General features: G+C 41.9%; 20 protein-coding genes. All 20 read left to right on the top strand.

Annotation, left to right across the window (positions count from 1 at the left end; all coding sequences use genetic code 11):
- The first annotated feature begins 62 nt into the window (after positions 1 to 62).
- The 20 genes from FFM63_RS05870 (at position 63) to yqeH (ending at position 16,700) form a co-directional block, all read left to right on the top strand.
- Positions 63 to 923, top strand: a complete 861-nt coding sequence (locus FFM63_RS05870) for an NAD(P)-dependent oxidoreductase (protein ID WP_137609391.1) — start codon at positions 63 to 65, stop codon at positions 921 to 923.
- Positions 924 to 1,033: 110 nt separating this feature from the next.
- Positions 1,034 to 1,264: a YkuJ family protein gene (locus FFM63_RS05865; protein WP_010740403.1), complete on the top strand. Its 231-nt coding sequence runs from the start codon at positions 1,034 to 1,036 to the stop codon at positions 1,262 to 1,264.
- 163 nt (positions 1,265 to 1,427) lie between these two features.
- A complete protein-coding gene (locus tag FFM63_RS05860) occupies positions 1,428 to 2,591 on the top strand; it encodes an SAM-dependent methyltransferase (RefSeq protein ID WP_137609390.1) in 1,164 nt (387 codons plus the stop codon).
- 197 nt (positions 2,592 to 2,788) lie between these two features.
- Positions 2,789 to 3,229: a fatty acid biosynthesis transcriptional regulator FabT gene (fabT, locus tag FFM63_RS05855; protein WP_137609389.1), complete on the top strand. Its 441-nt coding sequence runs from the start codon at positions 2,789 to 2,791 to the stop codon at positions 3,227 to 3,229.
- A complete protein-coding gene (locus FFM63_RS05850) occupies positions 3,226 to 4,188 on the top strand; it encodes a beta-ketoacyl-ACP synthase III (RefSeq protein WP_137609388.1) in 963 nt (320 codons plus the stop codon). The genes fabT and FFM63_RS05850 overlap by 4 nt, the downstream gene beginning before the upstream one ends.
- Before the next feature lie 51 nt (positions 4,189 to 4,239).
- Positions 4,240 to 4,464: an acyl carrier protein gene (locus tag FFM63_RS05845; protein WP_137609387.1), complete on the top strand. Its 225-nt coding sequence runs from the start codon at positions 4,240 to 4,242 to the stop codon at positions 4,462 to 4,464.
- A 64-nt stretch (positions 4,465 to 4,528) separates the two neighbouring features.
- A complete protein-coding gene (gene fabD / locus FFM63_RS05840; protein WP_137609386.1) occupies positions 4,529 to 5,452 on the top strand; it encodes an ACP S-malonyltransferase in 924 nt (307 codons plus the stop codon).
- Between the two features lie 89 nt (positions 5,453 to 5,541).
- Positions 5,542 to 6,273, top strand: coding sequence for a 3-oxoacyl-[acyl-carrier-protein] reductase (fabG, locus tag FFM63_RS05835; RefSeq protein WP_137609385.1), 732 nt, complete (start codon positions 5,542 to 5,544; stop codon positions 6,271 to 6,273).
- Between the two features lie 17 nt (positions 6,274 to 6,290).
- Entirely contained in the window at positions 6,291 to 7,517 is a 1,227-nt protein-coding gene (fabF, locus tag FFM63_RS05830) for a beta-ketoacyl-ACP synthase II (protein WP_137609384.1), read from the top strand.
- A gap of 3 nt (positions 7,518 to 7,520) precedes the next feature.
- Entirely contained in the window at positions 7,521 to 7,967 is a 447-nt protein-coding gene (gene accB, locus FFM63_RS05825; RefSeq protein WP_137609383.1) for an acetyl-CoA carboxylase biotin carboxyl carrier protein, read from the top strand.
- Between the two features lie 42 nt (positions 7,968 to 8,009).
- A complete protein-coding gene (gene fabZ, locus FFM63_RS05820; protein WP_137609382.1) occupies positions 8,010 to 8,432 on the top strand; it encodes a 3-hydroxyacyl-ACP dehydratase FabZ in 423 nt (140 codons plus the stop codon).
- A 6-nt stretch (positions 8,433 to 8,438) separates the two neighbouring features.
- Positions 8,439 to 9,803 carry an acetyl-CoA carboxylase biotin carboxylase subunit gene (locus FFM63_RS05815; RefSeq protein WP_137609381.1) on the top strand — a complete coding sequence of 455 codons (1,365 nt, stop codon included), beginning with the start codon at positions 8,439 to 8,441 and terminating at the stop codon, positions 9,801 to 9,803.
- A gap of 11 nt (positions 9,804 to 9,814) precedes the next feature.
- Positions 9,815 to 10,684, top strand: a complete 870-nt coding sequence (gene accD / locus FFM63_RS05810; RefSeq protein WP_137609380.1) for an acetyl-CoA carboxylase, carboxyltransferase subunit beta — start codon at positions 9,815 to 9,817, stop codon at positions 10,682 to 10,684.
- Entirely contained in the window at positions 10,681 to 11,466 is a 786-nt protein-coding gene (locus tag FFM63_RS05805) for an acetyl-CoA carboxylase carboxyl transferase subunit alpha (RefSeq protein WP_137609379.1), read from the top strand. The genes accD and FFM63_RS05805 overlap by 4 nt, the downstream gene beginning before the upstream one ends.
- A 128-nt stretch (positions 11,467 to 11,594) precedes the next feature.
- A complete protein-coding gene (locus tag FFM63_RS05800; RefSeq protein WP_137609378.1) occupies positions 11,595 to 12,401 on the top strand; it encodes a transporter substrate-binding domain-containing protein in 807 nt (268 codons plus the stop codon).
- Between the two features lie 245 nt (positions 12,402 to 12,646).
- Positions 12,647 to 13,483 (top strand): transporter substrate-binding domain-containing protein, encoded by an 837-nt coding sequence (locus FFM63_RS05795; RefSeq protein WP_137609377.1) that lies wholly within the window; start codon positions 12,647 to 12,649, stop codon positions 13,481 to 13,483.
- Between the two features lie 12 nt (positions 13,484 to 13,495).
- The gene (locus tag FFM63_RS05790) at positions 13,496 to 14,185 is read left to right on the top strand and encodes an amino acid ABC transporter permease (protein ID WP_137609376.1); all 690 of its coding nucleotides are present in this window, start codon (positions 13,496 to 13,498) and stop codon (positions 14,183 to 14,185) included.
- Positions 14,186 to 14,204: 19 nt separating this feature from the next.
- Positions 14,205 to 14,939: an amino acid ABC transporter ATP-binding protein gene (locus FFM63_RS05785; protein WP_137609375.1), complete on the top strand. Its 735-nt coding sequence runs from the start codon at positions 14,205 to 14,207 to the stop codon at positions 14,937 to 14,939.
- 127 nt (positions 14,940 to 15,066) lie between these two features.
- The gene (locus FFM63_RS05780; protein ID WP_137609374.1) at positions 15,067 to 15,591 is read left to right on the top strand and encodes a YqeG family HAD IIIA-type phosphatase; all 525 of its coding nucleotides are present in this window, start codon (positions 15,067 to 15,069) and stop codon (positions 15,589 to 15,591) included.
- The gene (yqeH, locus tag FFM63_RS05775) at positions 15,591 to 16,700 is read left to right on the top strand and encodes a ribosome biogenesis GTPase YqeH (protein ID WP_137609373.1); all 1,110 of its coding nucleotides are present in this window, start codon (positions 15,591 to 15,593) and stop codon (positions 16,698 to 16,700) included. Before FFM63_RS05780 ends, yqeH begins: the two co-directional genes overlap by 1 nt.
- Positions 16,701 to 16,719: the final 19 nt, after the last annotated feature.

Raw genomic sequence — 16,719 nt, 5'->3', positions numbered from 1 at the left:
GCTGAAATCCATCTCTTCATGTATACTGGAGATGGATTATTTTTATTTGGAGGGAAATCAATATGAAAATAGGATTTATCGGTACAGGCGTGATGGGAAAATCGATCGTCAAGCATTTTTTAGCCGCAGGTCATGACGTTGCGGTATACAATCGTACGAAAAGCAAAACAGATGAGCTAGTAGCAAATGGCGCGACTTGGCAGGGAACACCGGCGGACGTTGCGGCAGCCAGCGAGATCATTTTTTCAATGGTGGGCTACCCTAGCGATGTTGAAGAAATCTATTATGGAACAAACGGAATCTTTTCCGCAGCTGTTACGGGGAAATTGTTGGTCGACTTGACGACTTCAACACCGACTTTGGCAGAAAAAATTTATCAAACAGCAAAAGCAAACGGCGCGGCGGCATTGGATGCACCCGTTTCTGGTGGTGACTTAGGCGCGCAAAATGGAACTTTGACAATTATGGTCGGTGGAGATCAAGCAACATATGACCAAGTGATTCCATTATTTGAGATCATGGGGAAAAGTTATTCACTGCAAGGTCCAGCGGGTGCAGGTCAACATACGAAGATGGCCAATCAAATCATGATCGCCGGAACGATGACTGGAATGACTGAGATGTTAGTTTATGCCAAAGCAGCTAATTTAGATGTCCCTAAAGTTTTAGACACATTGTCTGGTGGTGCAGCTCAAAATTGGTCGATGGCAAATTATGCTCCACGAATTTTAAAAGAAGATTACTCACCGGGCTTTTTTGTTAAACACTTTATCAAGGATCTGAAAATAGCGCTAGATGAGGCAGAAAAACTGCAACTTGAGCTGCCTGCGACAAAGCTGGCTGCAGAACTCTATGAACGCTTAGCGGATCAAGGGTTTGAAAATGATGGGACGCAAGCATTGATTAAATTATGGTGGTCATAACCTTAAGTTAGATTTAGTAAAAAAATCATAAATTAATTGATGAAAATCAATGCAAGATACGAGCGGATTTGATACAATAAGACAGAATTGAGAAGAAGGGGGGCACCTAGATGAAACATTCACAATTAGTTGCCATTATTAAACGCTTAGAAGCAATGACTGAATCGACTGATAATGAAGTACAATTGCGTCGTTTTGAAAAAGAAGGCGTAGAAAAATGTACTGTAACTTATGATAATACGACAGAAACATTTGAGCTGACAGAAAGCGACAGCAAACAATCTTATCAATTTGATAACATTGACATCGTTGCAATGGAAATTTATGATTTGATTCAATAAAACGGGGCGACCCGTTTTTTTTGTACTCTTTTTAAACTAAAAGGGTTTCATATGATTTTTGATTATATTTTCATGAGAACAATCTCCTTTTTCTGAAAAAACCAATGCAAATCTTTTGAATTTATTGGCTTTTAGTCAGAAGATATAATAAGGAGGCAATGCTATGTTAGATAAAGAAGTGTACAATCAATTATTCAAACCATCTTTTTCGCAAAAAACACAAGTGACTTTTTGGGATGGTTCTACTAAAGAATACGGCAACACTGAAGGTGACGTCATCTTCAAAATCATTTTCAACGAAAAAATTCCTGTAAAGGAATTGATCAGCAATGCTTCGCTGGCACTTGGGGAAGCATATATGGAAAAGAAAATCGAGATTGAAGGAAATCTGCAAGCGTTGATTTACGATGTTTACAACCAAGCAAATGGTTTTTTCCATAATACGAATTTCAAAAAATGGATGCCAAAAGAAAAACATACTAAAAAACAATCAGCTCATGACATTCATAGCCACTATGATTTAGGCAATGATTTTTATGAAATGTGGTTGGATCGCACGCTGACTTATTCTTGTGCATATTTTGAAACACCAGAAGATACGTTAGAACAAGCGCAGATCAATAAAGTCCATCATATTTTGGATAAATTATTCATTCAACCAAATGAGACATTATTAGACATCGGTTGCGGCTGGGGAACCTTGATCCTGACTGCGGCAAAAGAATACAATGTAAAAGCTAAAGGGATTACTTTAAGCGAAGAACAATACCAACACATCCAAGCAATTATTGAAAATGAACATTTGGAAGAAACCGTTTCTGTTGAATTGCTGGACTATCGTGATTTAAAAGGAACGTTTGATCACATCACAAGTGTCGGGATGTTTGAACATGTGGGCGGCGAAAATCTGCAAGAATACTTCAACGTGATCGGTCAACATTTGGCACCGAACGGAACGGCATTGATCCATGGTATCAGCCGACAACAAGGCGGCGCGAAAAATGCTTGGATCAATCAATACATTTTCCCTGGCGGCTACATTCCTGGTGTGACAGAGCTAGTCGAACACATTACCGAAAATGATCTGCAGTTGCTTGATTTAGAAAGTCTGCGCCGTGATTATCAGTATACTTTAGAACATTGGACAAAGAATTTCCATCAAGTAGCAGATAAAGTTATCGAACAAAAAGACGAAGCATTTTATCGGATGTGGGATCTTTATTTGCAAGCTAGCGCGGCATCGTTCCAAGCTAGCAACATCGATGTGATCCAATATTTATTGGTCCATCCAAATAATAATACGATTCCGATGCATCGGAATGTTTAAGAAGCGGCTTGCCGCTTCTTTTTTTATCGAAAAATTCATTTGATTACCAAAGTAATTTTATAGTAGAATAGATCAAATGGATTCAATGATAAGCATTATTTTTTAGTTAATTGAAAAAATATTGTTGCATTCATAAAAAAAATAAGATATAGTTTGAACATCAAATGATTTGATAATCAAACTAATTAGGTGATGACATGGAAAAAAACTGGGAAGAATTAAATACCTATTTGGTTTCAATTTTCAACGATGTTTTATCGATTGAAGAAAACGAACTAAAGAAATCACAATTCAGCGATTTAACGATTACAGAAATGCATACCATTGATGCAATCGGGATGTACAAGAAGAAGACGACGACTGAAGTGGCTAGAGAATTGCTAGTGACCGTCGGAACACTCACGACATCGATCAACCGACTAGTGAAAAAAGGCTATGTCGAACGGATCCGCAGTGAAGATGACCGGCGCGTAGTCAAATTAGGTTTGACCAAAAAAGGCCGGCTAGTCTTTCGGATCCATCAGCATTTTCATCATGAAATGGTCAAAAGTGCCATCAAAGATTTGAATGCGGAGGAACAAGAGGTCTTTCTTAAAGCGCTAGTGAATCTATATAGCTACTTAGAGGGGATCAAATGAGTAGGAGTTTTGGGAAAATAATCGCGACAGCCCGTTACTTGCCGCAAAAAGTCGTGACAAATGATGACTTGACTGAGTGGATGGATACTTCAGATGAATGGATCCAATCACGGACGGGCATTGAACAACGCCATATCGCAGAAGGCGAAAACACTTCAGATATGTGTGGGCAAGTCGCGAAAAAATTGGTGGAAAAAGCGGCGATTGATCCTATGAGTTTAGATTTCATTATCGTAGCTACGATGTCGCCTGATTATACTTCACCATCGGTCGCCTGCCAGGTCCAAGGACAGATTGGTGCAGAACAAGCGATGGCGTTTGACGTAGCAGCTGCCTGTGCAGGATTTGTTTATGCGTTAGCGACGGCTGAAAACTTTATCCGCGGCGGAATGCAGCGGGGCATCGTGATCGGCGGCGAGAAGACTTCAAAGCTGTTGGATTGGCATGATCGCTCGTCAGCTGTCCTTTTCGGAGATGGCGCAGCAGGTGTTTTACTAGAAGCGGGTGAAGAACCTTCTATTATAAAGCAAATGTTGCGAGCAGATGGTAAACAAGCCAAGGCGTTGACTGCCGGTTTTCGTGCCAATAAAAATATCTTCCATGAAGAATCAGAGACCGACACGGCTTTAGCAATGGACGGCCGCGGTATCTGGAATTTCGCCTTGAATGACGTAACGAAAAGTTTGAAAGAATTTGTTTGTGATGAGTCAGTTGATTATTATCTGCTGCATCAGGCAAATAAGCGAATCATTGAAAAAATCGCTCGTAAAATGGGCGAGCCGATTGAAAAATTCCCGATGAATTTAATGAAGTATGGGAACACCTCAGCGGCGAGTATCCCAATTTTATTGGATGAACTCGTTGAAACGAATCGTTTATCTTTAAATGGGGGACAAAAAATAGTATTGACAGGCTATGGCGGCGGTTTAGCTTGGGGCAACCTGCTGATCCAGCTATAAGTTTGTTAAAAATATAAAATTAAAACTTAAAATTATCGGAGGAACCAACTTATGACATTCGAAAAAATCCAAGACATTATTGTAGAAGAATTAGGAGTAGAAAAAGAAGAAGTGAAATTGGAAACTAACATCCAAGAAGATCTTGAAGCAGACAGCTTAGATCTATTCCAAATCATCAACGAGATCGAAGACGAATTTGATGTGAAAATCGAAACAGAAGACGGCATCACAACTGTGAAAGATTTAGTTGAATATGTTGAGAAACAAAACGCTTAATTAATAAAATTTCGGGAAAAGGCTAGGCGTGAGGCCTGGCCTTTCCTGCTATTAGGAGACAATCATGAAAACAGCATTCTTGTTCAGCGGACAGGGCACTCAGTATAGCGGAATGGGCAAAGAGTTGTACCAGCAAGAAAAAATCGTGAAAGAAACATTTGAAGAAGCCAGTGATTTGCTTGGTTTTTCGATGGAAGATTTGTGTTTCACAGAAAATGACCAACTTAATGAAACAAAATATACCCAACCGGCAATTTTAACAGTCAGTACTGCTTTTTTACGAGTCTTAACGGCTAACGGTCATCAAGCAGATGTCGTAGCGGGGTTGAGTTTAGGCGAGTACACCGCGTTGGTCGCTTCTGGCGCACTAACATTTGGCGAGGCGGTCCAGCTGGTTCATAAACGCGGTCAGTTTATGAGTGAAGCAGCGCCGACTGGCAGCGGAAAAATGGTCGCAGTGCTGAACACAGCCGCAGACGTGATCGAAGATTGTTGCAAACAAGCTTCGGTGCTTGGAATCGTTTCACCAGCCAATTATAATACACCGCAGCAAATCGTGATCGGCGGCGAAGCGGCAGCTGTTGAAAAGGCAGTCGAATTATTACAAGCCGCTGGAACAAAACGGCTGATTCCTTTAAATGTCAGCGGACCATTCCACACAGCTTTATTAGAGCCGGCAAGCAGACGATTGAATGAAGTCTTGCAGACGATTGCATTTGAAAAAATGCAGATCCCGGTAATCTCTAATACCACAGCTAAAATCATGCCGCAAGCTGAGATTATCGAGTTATTGACTAAACAAGTCATGTCGCCAGTTCGTTTTAGTGACAGTATTGAAACATTGAAAGAATTAGGGATCTCGCAAATCGTCGAGATTGGTCCAGGGAAAACACTTAGCGGTTTCATTAAAAAAATTGATCGCTCGTTAACAACTAGCCGAGTAGAAGATAGCAAAACTCTAACAGAGACGATCCACTTTTTAAGCTAGTTCTGCTTTTTACTTAAAAAAATATACGTATAAAGATAGCTGCATTTTTCTTGGAAAATAAATTTCTCACTATGAAACAGGGGGCCCGAATGGAATTAACAAATAAAACGGTATTTATTACCGGCAGTAGTCGCGGAATCGGCTGGGGGATAGCACAAGCGTTCGCGCGAGCGGGAGCAAATATCGTATTGAACGGCCGGAAAACAATCTCTACTGAAAAAATCGCAGCGATTGAAGCATTCGGCGTAAAGTGTGTCAGTATTTGCGGCGACATCAGTTCGTTTGCTGAAGCGGGAAACATGATCAAGGAATGTGAAGAGTCTATCGGCTCGATCGATATCTTGATCAACAATGCGGGGATCACTAAAGATCAATTACTGTTGCGGATGAAACCAGAAGATTTTGATGCTGTCATGGATATCAATCTGAAGGGAACCTTCAACATGACACAGCAAGTTCTAAAAAAGATGATGAAAAAACGCGCAGGTGTGATCATCAATCTTTCTAGTGTCGTAGGTTTGATCGGAAACGCCGGACAAAGTAATTATGCGGCAAGTAAAGCCGGCGTGATCGGTTTTACAAAAGCGGTCGCACGAGAAGTCGCTCCGCGGGGGATCACATGCAATGCGATCGCTCCGGGATTTATCAAAACTGATATGACAGATGGACTAACTGATAAAGTTAAAGAACAAATGGAAGGGCAAATTCCGCTGAAATGTTTTGGCAGTGTGGCAGATGTCGCAAGTGCCGCGTTATTTTTAGCACAAAACAGTTACATCACAGGGCAAGTATTGAATGTTGATGGCGGAATGGTCATGTAAAGAAAGGACGGAAAAATATGAATCGTGTCGTAATTACAGGCTTTGGTGTTGCCTCGCCGATCGGAAATGATGAAGAAACATTTTTAAAGAATTTAAAAGAAGGAAATCATGGGTTTGGTCCCATCACTCGTTTTGATGCCAGCCAAACAGGTATCACGCTGGCGGCAGAAGTCAAAGATTTCCCTTTAGAAAAATATTTTATAAAAAAAGATACGAAACGAATGGAAACTTATTCGCTTTATGCGATCTATTCGGCGCTTGAAGCATTAGAAATGAGCGGAATCGATACTGCGGCAGAAGATATGGAACGCTTTGGCGTGATGATCGGCTCTGGCGTTGGCGGCCTAGGCACGATCCAAGATCAAGTCTTGAAAATGGACGCCAAAGGCCCAGGTCGTGTCTCGCCGATGTTTGTGCCTTTAGCTATCGTAAATATGGCGGCGGGGAATGTCGCATTGCGGATTGGAGCAAAAGGCATTTGTACGAGCACAGTCACAGCTTGTGCTAGTGGAACACACTCGATCGGTGAAGCTTTCCGCAATATCAAACATGGTTACTCCGATGTGATCATCGCCGGCGGAGCTGAGTCTTGTATCAATAAGATTGGTATCTCAGGCTTTGCTTCGCTGACTGCACTGAGCACTTCAACAGATCCTGAACGGGCTTCAATCCCATTTGATACCGAACGAAATGGTTTTGTCATGGGAGAAGGTGCCGGGATCTTAGTCTTAGAATCACTAGACCACGCACAAAAACGCGGCGCAAAAATTCTTGGCGAAATCGTAGGTTATGGCGCTACGTGTGATGCGTATCATATGACGGCACCTTCGCCAGATGGAGAAGGCGCGGCAAGAGCGATCAAAGAAGCTGTTAAAGAAGCCGGAATCGACCCTGCTGAGGTGGATTATGTGAATGCGCACGGCACAAGTACTCAAGCAAATGACAAAGCAGAAAGCAAGGCGATCGAGTCAGCACTGACAGAACATGCTTATGTCAGCAGTACAAAATCACTGACGGGCCATTTATTGGGTGGAGCCGGCGGTGTCGAAGCAATCGCGTCATTATTGGCGATCCAGCATCAATTCATTCCACCGACCGTCAATATCCAAGAAATAGATCCGGAAATCAAAGCAAATGTTGTTGTGAATAAAGCGAAAGAAACACCAGTCAATTACGCTGTAAGTAATTCTCTAGGTTTTGGCGGTCACAACGCAGTGATCTGTTTGAAGCGCTGGGAGGACTAAAAAATGGAAATCAAAGAAGTCAAAGAACTGCTGCATCAGTTTGATGATTCGAGTCTAACTGAATTCGATTTGAAAGAAGGCAGTTTTGAATTATACATGAATAAAAATCAGACGAGTCGTCAACATATGGCACCTGCAACTGTACAGGAATCGGTAGCCGCACCAGCCGCACCGAGTCCAGCAGTTTCAGAAGAAGCAGCACCTGTTGTTGAGGAAGGAAAAGTGATCACTTCTCCAATCGTAGGAATCGTCTATTTGCAACCATCGCCAGAACAAGCGGCTTATAAATCAATCGGCGATCCGGTCAAACAAGGTGAAACAGTTTGTATCATCGAAGCGATGAAGTTATTGAACGAAATCACCAGTGAATTTGACGGAACGATTACTGAGATTTTAGTCGAAAATGAAGATGTCGTAGAATACGGCCAACCGCTATTTCGGATTGGTTGATATAGTTATAGAAAAATTAGTAGCAGGTATTAGGAGGAAAAAATGTTAACAATTGAAGAAATCAAAGAAATCATCCCGCATCGCTATCCAATGTTGTTGATTGATCGCGTGGAAGAATTAGAAGCCGGAAAAAGCATCACAGCAAAGAAAAACGTCTCTGTCAACGAACCATTTTTCCAAGGGCACTTTCCTCATGAACCAGTTATGCCTGGCGTATTGATCGTTGAAGCAATGGCGCAAGCCGGAGCCGTCGCTTTATTATCAATGGATGAGTTCAAAGGAAAAACGGCATATTTTGGCGGGATCGATAAAGCGAAGTTTCGCAAAAAAGTTGTTCCAGGAGACACACTGCTTTTAGAAGTAGAATTAACAAAAGTTCGTTCAGCGGCTGGCTGCGGCAAAGGGATCGCTTATGTCGATGGCAAAAAAGTAGCCGAAGCAGAATTAACTTTTATGATTGGATAGATGTCGATGTTTTCAAAAATATTAATCGCCAATCGCGGCGAGATTGCTGTACGAATCATCCGTGCCTGTCGTGAATTAGGAATTCAGACAGTTGCGGTTTATTCTGAGGCAGACAAAGAAGCGCTCCACACTGAGATGGCAGATGAAGCGATTTGTATCGGTCCGGCGCGCTCAATCGATTCCTATTTGAATATGCAGGGAATTTTGAGTGCAGCGATCGTCACAAATGCGGAGGCGATCCATCCAGGTTTTGGTTTTTTATCAGAAAATAGTTTGTTTGCAACGATGTGTGCTGAGTGTAACATTAAATTTATCGGACCCACTGAAAAAACGATTGATGCGATGGGCAACAAGATCCACGCCCGTCAATTAATGAAAGCCGCAGGAGTCCCAGTCATTCCCGGCAGTGATGGAGCAATCAATACATTAGCCGAAGCAGAAAAGTTAGCTGATAAAATCGGTTATCCGGTGATGTTGAAAGCGGCAGCAGGCGGCGGCGGCAAAGGGATTCGCAAAGTACCAAGCAAAAGCGAACTTGAGCAGCATTTCTTATCGGCTAAATCAGAAGCAAAAGCGGCTTTTGGCGACGATGCGATGTATCTGGAGAAAATCATTTATCCAGCGCGCCACATCGAAGTCCAAATATTAGGTGATCAACAAGGCAATGTCATTCACTTAGGCGAACGAGATTGCTCATTGCAACGAAACAATCAAAAAGTATTAGAAGAAGCACCTTCTGTGGTGATTGGCGAAGAAACACGAGCGATGTTAGGCGAAATCGCCGTCAAAGCTGGAAAAGCGGTCAACTACGAAAGTGCCGGAACGATCGAGTTTTTACGTGATGAAGCAGGTGATTTTTATTTTATGGAAATGAATACCCGAATCCAAGTAGAGCATCCAATCACTGAGATGATCACTGGGATCGATATCGTAAAAAAACAAATCAAGGTCGCTGCCGGAGAACCGTTAGGCTTAGAGCAATCAGAAATCGAATTTAAAGGACATTCTATCGAGTGCCGAATCAATGCTGAAAATCCAGCGTTCGACTTTGCCCCCTCACCAGGCAAAATCAAAACATTGTTGTTGCCTAGCGGCGGTTTAGGTCTGCGGGTAGACAGCGCGATGTACAGCGGAGTAACAATCCCGCCGTATTATGATTCAATGATTGCTAAGATCATCGTTCACGGTGAAGATCGTTTTGATGCATTGATGAAGATGCAGCGCGCGCTAGGAGAATTTGTCTCAGATGGTGTCGTTACAAACGTGGAATTTCAAATGGATCTGATCGGGCATCCGAATGTTTTGTTCGGCGATTATGATACCAGTTTTTTACAAAAAACATTTTTACCTGAGTGGCAACAAAGCGAGTAGGAGGAATTTAGGTGGGCCTTTTTAATAAGAAAAAAAACTACATTCGGATCAATCCTAACCGCGACAGTGGACCAACGACAAAACCGCAAGTTCCTGATGATATGTGGGCAAAATGTCCCAATTGCAAACGGACCTTATATAAAAAAGAAATTCGGGCTGAAAAAGTTTGTCCGCACTGCGGCTATAGTTTCCGGATCAGCGCTTGGGAACGTTTAGCTTTGACGATCGATGAAAAAAGTTTTATCGATTGGGACAATCAGTTGGAACAGAAGAATCCTATCGATTTTCCTGACTATTCAGCCAAGATCGCCAGTGTCAAAGAAAAAACGGGATTGGATGAGGCAGTGCTGACGGGCAAAGCAACGATCAATAACCAGCCAGTAGGAATCGGCGTGATGGATGCCAATTTTATTATGGGGAGCATGGGGACCGTCGTTGGTGAAAAAATCACTCGGCTTTTTGAAAAAGCGACGATTGAAAAATTACCAGTAATCTTATTCACCGCTTCAGGCGGTGCGCGGATGCAAGAAGGAATTTTTTCATTGATGCAGATGGCAAAAATTTCAGCAGCGGTAAAACGTCACAGCACTGCAGGGTTACTTTATATTACGGTCTTGACCGATCCAACGACGGGCGGTGTAACCGCCAGTTTCGCGATGGAAGGGGACATTATTTTAGCTGAACCGCAGACGTTAGTTGGTTTTGCTGGACGCCGTGTAATCGAACAGACAATCCGGCAACAGTTGCCGGATGATTTTCAAAAAGCCGAATTTTTACTGCAACACGGCTTTATCGATCAAATCGTTCACAGAACGGCTTTGCGAGAACGTTTGACCCAATTGCTCGCAGTTCATCAACAGAAAGGCTGGTGTGAGGAATGAGTCTAACTGCTGGAGAAATCGTAAAATTAGCCAGACATCAAGAACGTTTAACTAGTTTGGATTATTTTGAAAAGGTCTTTACCGACTTTCAAGAATTTCACGGCGATCGTTTGTACGGGGATGACCCGGCGATTGTTGGCGGAGTAGCCAAACTCGCGGACAAGCCGGTTACCGTCATCGGGATCCAAAAAGGGGCAGATCTGAAAGAAAATATGCAGCGCAATTTTGGTCAGCCGAATCCTGAAGGGTATCGTAAAGCACTGCGATTGATGAAACAAGCCGAAAAATTTCGGCGGCCAGTGATCTGTCTGGTCAATACGCCAGGAGCGTTCTGCGGAGTCGAAGCAGAAGAGCGAGGAGAAGGCGAAGCAATCGCACGCAATTTGCTGGAAATGTCTGATTTGCGAGTTCCGATCATTTCAATCATCACTGGAGAAGGCGGCAGCGGCGGGGCTTTGGCTTTAGCGCTTGCAGATGAAGTCTGGATGATGGAATACAGCATCTACGCGATCCTTTCACCCGAAGGATTCGCTTCGATTCTTTGGAAAGATGGCAAGCGGGCGAATGAAGCGGCTGAATTGATGAAAATCACTGCGGCCGAACTGTTGGAACTAGCTGTCATTGATCGCGTGATCCCTGAAACGCTGAATGGGGAAAAAATTAGTGAAGATAAAGTTATTCAGCTGTTGAAAAAAGCACTGATCGAGAAAATTACGGAGCTCGCGAAGTATTCTAGCGAAGAATTGATTGAAAAACGATATCAACGGTTTCGCAAGTTTTAAGTTTCAGCGACGGCATTTGCCGTCTTTTTTTATACGCTTAATTTGGTTTTTGTAAATAATTATACATAAAAATATAGAATTATTGAAATAATATGCTATACTTGAAAAAAGTATTCGGAGGGAAGTCTATGAAAACAAGTTTGAAGTTTGTATTAGCGGGATTGATTTTATTAGGATTAACAGCATGCGGCAACAAAGAAGAAGCGGATAAATTAGACACGATCCAAGAAAAAGATGTCATCAAAGTAGCGACTTCACCAGATTATGCGCCATTTGGATTCCATACGACGATCGATGGCAAAGATAAAATCGTCGGGGCTGATATTGAAATGATGGAAGCAATCGCCAAAAAAATGGATGTAAAAGTTGATTGGGTGGATATGAGTTTTAATGCAGTTTTAGCAGCGGCTAAAGAAGGTAAAGCCGACATCGCTGTTTCTGCGATCTCAGCTACGAGCGAGCGTGAGAAGAGTTTTGATTTCACTACGGATTACTATACTTCGCCGCAAGTGATCGTCATCAATAAGCAGTCTGCGGATCAATTCACTTCAATCGAACAGTTGGCGGATAAACAAGTCGGTGCACAAAAAGGCACGATTCAAGAAAACATTGTAAAGCAGCAAATAAAAGATGCTAAATTAGTATCGATTGAAAAACTTCCCAATATTTTTGTCGAAGTGAAGAATGGTTCATTAGATGGATTGGTCGTTGAAAAAACTGTTGCAGATGCGTATGTTAATAAGAATCCGGAATTGATGATCGCAGACATTTCATTGAAAAGTATGAAAGAAGATTCATTGTGTATCGCGGTTCCAAAAGGCAATGAAAAATTAGTGAAGGAACTGAATAAACAAATCAAAGAACTAAAAGCTGCAGGGGCGATTGAGAAAATGGTCGACACCAACAATCAATTAACTCAAAGTGCGGGAGATTAAAATATTTATACATATATCGACTGGATATATGCAATATACAATTAGATATCCAATGTATTTTAAATATTTATACAAAAATGCTTGTTTTATGAAGAATCCATGCTATAATAGATTCATGAAAAAACTTTCCGAAAATAAGCTGTTAGTTTGCGGTCTGCTAAAACAGCAAGTAAACTAATAGATGGAATGAAAATCCGGCTATTTTTGGAAGATTGAATTTTACAGAATATTTAGGAGGAAACAGGATGAAAAAGATTACCGGCTTAGTTATGACAGTAGTAGCACTGATTACTTTAGCAGCATGTGGCGGAGGCAGTGATGAGACAGCTGATTCATCAGCAGAAAAAACAACAGATCAATTAGCAGCAATTAAAGAAGCAGGCGTATTGAAAGTTGCGACATCAGCTGACTATGCACCGTTTGAGTTCCATACAATGGTAGACGGCAAAGATAAAATCGTTGGAGCTGACATCGATTTAGTGAATGAAATCGCCAAAGAGTTAGGCGTCAAAGCAGAAATATCTGATATGAGCTTCAATACTGTGTTAGCTTCATTGAAAGAAGGAAAATCTGACATCGCGATTTCGGCGATCTCAGCAACTGCAGAGCGGAAAGAACAATTTGACTTTACCGACAACTATTACAATCCGCCACAAGTCATGATCATCAACAAAAAAAATGAAGGAACATTCACCAGTCTGGCTACATTAAAAGATAAAAATGTCGGTGCACAAAAAGGTTCGATCCAAGAAGACATCGTGAAAACACAAATCAAAGATGCAAAACTTGTTTCAATTGAAAAAGTACCGAACATGGTAGTGGAAGTCAACAGCGGTTCATTAGATGCGATGGTTGTAGAAAAAACGATCGCGGAATCTTATGTCCAACAAAACCCAGAATTGATGATCGCTGACATCGATTTGGAACCATCCGCAGATGAAGCATTTGCGATTGCATTACCAAAAGGCAGTGATGAATTGCAAACAGAATTGAACAAAATCATCAAAAAATTAAGTGATGAAGGCAAGATCGATGAATACGTCCAAACAAATCACGAGCTGGCTGAAAAATCAGCAGAATAGAGGGAATCGGCATTGAACTTTTCATTTTTAGATAAATACTTGTCTTACTTTGCCTCTGGTGCTGGTATCACAGTAGTTATTTCACTCGTTACAGTCATATTCGGGACGTTGATCGGATTAGCGATCGCTCTTTTAAAAATTTCTAAACATAAACCGTTAAATTGGTTAGCCAATATTTACATCGAAGTGCTTCGCGGCACTCCGATGTTATTGCAAATCATGATTGGTTTTTTAGTTTTACAAGGATTGTTTCCATCAAAAGATCTGGCTGTAGGAGTCTTAACGGTCGATCTAGGACGTTTGCTGCCAGGGATGATTGTATTGTCACTAAACTCTGGTGCTTATGTGGCAGAAATTATTCGTGGCGGGATTACTGCCGTAAATTATGGACAGACCGAAGCGGCTCATTCTTTGGGATTGCGTCCAGCCCAGACGATGCGGTATGTTATTTTGCCGCAAGCATTGAGAAATATTTTACCGCCATTAGGCAATGAGTTTATCACTTTGATCAAAGATTCTTCATTATTAACAGCAATCGGAATCAACGAATTGATGGGATCTGCTCAAATCGTTATTTCAAATTCTTATATTCCACTGGAACCCTATTTTATCGCCGCGGCGCTTTACTTTGTGATGACCTTCGTCACTTCACGTCTGCTTAATTTATGGGAGAAAAAGCTTGGAAAAGGATACCAAAGATAACGCGAGAGGTGAGAAAATAATGACAGAAGCATTGATTCAAATCGAACATTTAAATAAGAAATTTGGCGACAACGAAGTGCTTAAAGACATATCAGCAGAGATCGTGCCCGGCGAAGTGGTCGTGATCATCGGACCATCGGGTTCAGGTAAAAGTACCTTTTTACGCTGTGTCAATTTATTAGAGCTCCCAACGTCAGGAACAATCAAGTTTGAAGGCACCGATATCACAGATAAAAAGAATGATATTTTTAAAACACGAGAAAAGATGGGGATGGTGTTCCAACAATTCAATTTATTTCCTAATATGACTGTTTTAGACAATATCGCGTTATCACCGATCAAAGTTAAAGGATTGGCAAAAAGTGATGCGATAAAAATCGCCAAGGAATTGCTGGAAAAAGTCGGGTTGTCTGAAAAAGCCGATGCGTATCCGCAATCGCTTTCTGGTGGACAGCAGCAACGGATCGCGATTGCTCGAGCGTTAGCGATGCAACCAGATGTGATGTTGTTTGATGAGCCGACCTCAGCGCTTGATCCAGAAATGGTCGGTGATGTACTGGAAGTAATGCAGCAGCTGGCTAAAGAGGGAATGACGATGATGATCGTCACCCACGAAATGGGTTTTGCTAAAGAAGTTGGCGATCGCGTGATCTTTATGGATGGCGGTGTGATCGTAGAAGAAGGAACACCGGAAGAGGTTTTTGATCATCCGCAAAATGCTCGAACGATCGATTTTTTATCAAAAGTATTATAGAATGGATGAGACTAGGCAAAGAAAGCCTAGTCTTTTTTTAAACCTTTGGAGTCTAATGTAGAGTTTTCAAAAAAATTGCGTTATAATCAGGTTTTGTAGAAGTATAAATAAAGTTATAGGAGTTGCCATGTTAGATAAATTCAAACCAACGTGGATGGTCGAAGCCATTTATCAAATAACCCCGGAACAATTGAAAGCTCACGGGTTCAAAGCGGTCTTAACGGATTTAGACAATACGTTGATTGCTTGGAACAATCCTAATGGAACCAAAGAGCTGATCGATTGGTTAAAAATGATGGATGAGGCGGGAATTCCGGTAGTCGTCGTTTCAAATAACAAGGCTAGCCGTGTGGCAAAAGCGTTAGAAAATTTTCAATTAGATTTTGTTCCGCGGGCAATGAAACCTTTTTCGGTAGGAATAAAAAATGCTCAAGAACAACTGGGTATGGCAGAAGATGAACTCGTCATGATTGGAGACCAAGTGATGACAGATATTCGCGGTGCGAGTGCAGCTGGTATCCGCAGTATCCTCGTGCAGCCAATCGTAGCTACGGATGGTTGGAATACAAGAATCAATCGTTTTTTTGAACGTCGTGTGATGCATGTGTTAGTGCGTAAAGATCCTGAGATGAAATGGAAGAGTGGATTATAATGGAAGAAGAATTATTTTGTATCGGCTGCGGCGCAAAGATCCAAACAGAACAACCCAATAAATTGGGTTATACGCCGCAATCGGCTTTAGAAAAAGGTATTGCAAACGGCGAAGTTTATTGCCAGCGCTGTTTTCGATTACGGCACTACAATGAGATTCAAGATGTTTCATTGACCGATGATGATTTTTTACGCTTATTGAATGAATTAGGAAAAGCCGACGCTCTGATCGTGAACGTGGTAGACATCTTTGATTTCAACGGCTCGCTGATTCCGGGATTGCATCGCTTTGTCGGTGATAATCCGGTGTTATTAGTCGGCAATAAAGTTGATTTGTTACCGAAGTCATTGAAACGCGGTCATTTGACCCAATGGATGCGAGAACGTGCCCATGAAGAAGGCTTGCGCCCAGTCGATATCTTATTGACGAGCGCACGCAAACCAAACGAGATGGACGAATTGTTGAAGAAGATCGAAGAATACCGCAACGGCCGCGATGTTTATGTAGTCGGCGTGACGAATGTCGGCAAATCGACTTTGATCAATCAAATCATTAAACAAACAGCTGGTGTGCAAGACTTGATCACGACTTCTCAGTTCCCAGGGACGACGTTAGACAAGATCGAGATCCCGTTAGATGACGGCAAGTATCTCTTTGATACGCCGGGGATCATCCATCGTCATCAGATGGCACATTATCTTGGTAAAAAAGATTTGAAAATCATTGCACCGCATAAAGAAATCAAACCGAAAGTTTATCAGCTGAATGCTGGTCAGACCTTATTTTTAGGCGGCTTGGCTCGTTTTGATTTCATTCAAGGCGAGCGTGCATCGTTTGTTGCTTATGTCTCAAATGATATCGCTCCGCATCGGACGAAACTGGAAACAGCCGATGCTTTCTATGAAAAACACGTTGGTGGATTGTTGCAGCCGCCGCGTCCAGACGAAGTGGCAGACTTTCCTGAATTGGTCCGTTTTGAATTTTCAATCAAAGAAAAAACCGATGTCGTTTTTGCTGGACTCGGCTGGGTCACAGTGACAAAACCCGCAGTGATTGCTGGTTGGGCACCTAAGGGCGTCGATGTTCTGACTCGTAAAGCACTAGTTTAAAAAGTATGATTCAAAAGGG

The sequence above is a fragment of the Enterococcus pingfangensis genome (assembly GCF_005405205.1).
In the GTDB taxonomy this organism is placed as follows: Bacteria; Bacillota; Bacilli; order Lactobacillales; family Enterococcaceae; genus Enterococcus_A; species Enterococcus_A pingfangensis.
Note: the sequence above shows the minus strand (reverse complement) of the source record. Positions and strands in the feature narration are given on the sequence as shown.